We start from the raw sequence: 2108 nt of genomic DNA, 5'->3' as shown, positions 1-2108 counted from the left end.
GTCGGCGCGGCGGCCGGCGCCGCCGCGCTCGCCCGCGACGCCAGCCGCCGCCCCTCGGGGCGCGCGCGCGACGGGCCGGTCGCCCCCTCCCCCGCGGCCAGCAGGTCGTCGACCGCGTCGGCCATCGCGTCGGCCGAGTCCCACCGCTGCGCGGGGTCCTTCTCCAGCGCGCGCTCGATCACCGCCGCCAGCCCGGGCGTCACGCGCTCGTTGCGCGTCGCGATCGGCGTCGGCTTCTCGGTGAGGTGCTTCATGAGGATCGTCGGCGCGCTGGTCGCGGTGACCGCGGGCTCGCCGGCGAACATCTCGTACGCCACGAGGCCGAGCGCGTAGACGTCGCTGCGCCCGTCGAGCTGGCGCTCCCCCGCCGCCTGCTCGGGGCTCATGTAGCGCGGCGACCCGAGGACGATCCCCATCCCCGTCAGCCGCCCGTCCCCCTCGTCCTGCGCCGCCAGCGCCTGCGCGACGCCGAAGTCGGTGAGCATCGCCCGCCCCGACTCGGCGTCGAGGAGGACGTTCTCGGGCTTCACGTCGCGGTGGACGACCCCCTGCGCGTGCGCGTAGCCGAGCGCGCGGGCGAGGTCGCGGAGCACCACCAGCGCCTCGGCGTCGTCGAAGCGGCCGTCGCGGGCGAGGCGGTCGCGCAGGCTCTCGCCGGGGACGTACTCCATCACGAAGTACAGCAGCCCCCCGGCCTCGCCCGCGGCGTGGACCGCGACGACGTGCGGGTGGCGCAGCCGGGCCACCGTGCGCGCCTCGGCGAGGAAGCGCTGCCGCACCGTCGGCGCGAGCGCGACGTCGGGGTTGACGACCTTGATCGCGACCGGGCGGTCGAGGGTGACGTCGCGCCCGACGTAGACGCTCCCCATCCCCCCCGCCCCCAGCAGCCGCTCGACGTCGAACCGGCCGGCGAGGGCCCGGCGCAGCTCGTCCAGCAGGTCCGGCGGCGCGGCGTCTGGGGCACGCTCGGCGTGCGGGCCGGAGGTGCCGCTGCTCATGCGGTCGAAGATGGGCGCCGTGACGCGGCGGCGCCAGCCGCATAGCTTCCGACCCACCCCCCACCGGAGCCCCCGATGGTCGGACTCGTCGTCCTGCTCGTCCTGCTCGCCCTCGCGCTCTCCCTCGTCGTCGCCGCGATCAAGATCGTGGGGCAGGCCGAGGTGATGGTCGTCGAGCGGCTGGGGCGGTTCCACCGCCTCGCCCCGTCGGGGCTCAACATCCTGATCCCGTTCTTCGAGCGCCCGCGCGCCATCGACGTGCGCTACCTCGAGGCGGACGTCGCGGGCGGCAAGAAGATGATCGCGCGCACCACGACGCGGATCGACCTGCGCGAGCAGGTACTCAACTTCCCGAGCCAGCCGGTCATCACCAAGGACAACGTCACGATCGACATCGACGCCGTCCTGTACTACCGCGTGGCCGAGCCGCAGAAGGCCACCTACGCGGTGCAGAACCTCCCGTACGCGCTGGAGACGCTGACCCGCACCACGCTGCGCAACATCGTGGGCGAGATGGAGCTCGACCAGACGCTCGCCAGCCGCGACATGATCAACCGCCGCATGCGCGAGGTGATCGAGGAGGCGGCGATCTCGTGGGGGGTGGACGTGACGCGCGTCGAGCTGCAGTCGATCGACCCGCCGCGCGACATCCAGCAGTCGATGGAGCTCGTCATGCGCGCCGAGCGCGAGCGCCGCGCCGCGGTCACCAACGCCGAGGCGAGCAAGCGGTCGCAGATCCTCGAGGCCGAGGGCGCGCGCGAGAGCCAGGTGCGCCGCGCCGAGGGCGAGCGCGAGGCGGCGGTGCTGCGCGCGCAGGGCAACGCCGAGGCGCGCCTGACGATGGCGGAGGCCGAGGCCGAGGCGATCCGCCGCATCGCCGCGTCGCTCCCCGAGGGGCAGGCGGCCAACTACCTGCTCGGCGTGAAGTACCTGGAGTCGCTGCCGTCGCTCGCGCAGGGGAAGGGCTCGACGATCTTCCTCCCCAGCGAGGCGGCGGGGGTGATGGGCGCGCTCGGCGGGCTGCGCCAGCTGCTCGGCGCCGCGGGGCCGGTCACGCCGGGGCCCGCGGCCGGCCCGCCGGCGGCGGAGCGCCCCGCGCCGCGCCTCGGC

2 protein-coding genes are annotated in these 2108 nt (G+C 75.3%); one reads left to right on the top strand and one right to left on the bottom strand.

The genetic code is table 11. The annotated features are described in order from the left end of the window. On the bottom strand, positions 1-998 hold a 998-nt coding region (locus PYV61_RS24625; RefSeq protein ID WP_275836525.1), incomplete at its 3' end, for a serine/threonine-protein kinase. A gap of 75 nt (positions 999-1073) precedes the next feature. On the opposite strand from PYV61_RS24625, the gene PYV61_RS24620 reads away from it, so the two are divergent. Next, positions 1074-2108, top strand: a 1035-nt coding sequence (locus PYV61_RS24620; RefSeq protein WP_275836524.1) for an SPFH domain-containing protein, incomplete at its 3' end; no start/stop codon positions are given.

The sequence above is a fragment of the Roseisolibacter sp. H3M3-2 genome, assembly GCF_029211165.1.
In the GTDB taxonomy this organism is placed as follows: Bacteria; Gemmatimonadota; Gemmatimonadetes; order Gemmatimonadales; family Gemmatimonadaceae; genus Roseisolibacter.
Note: the sequence above shows the minus strand (reverse complement) of the source record. Positions and strands in the feature narration are given on the sequence as shown.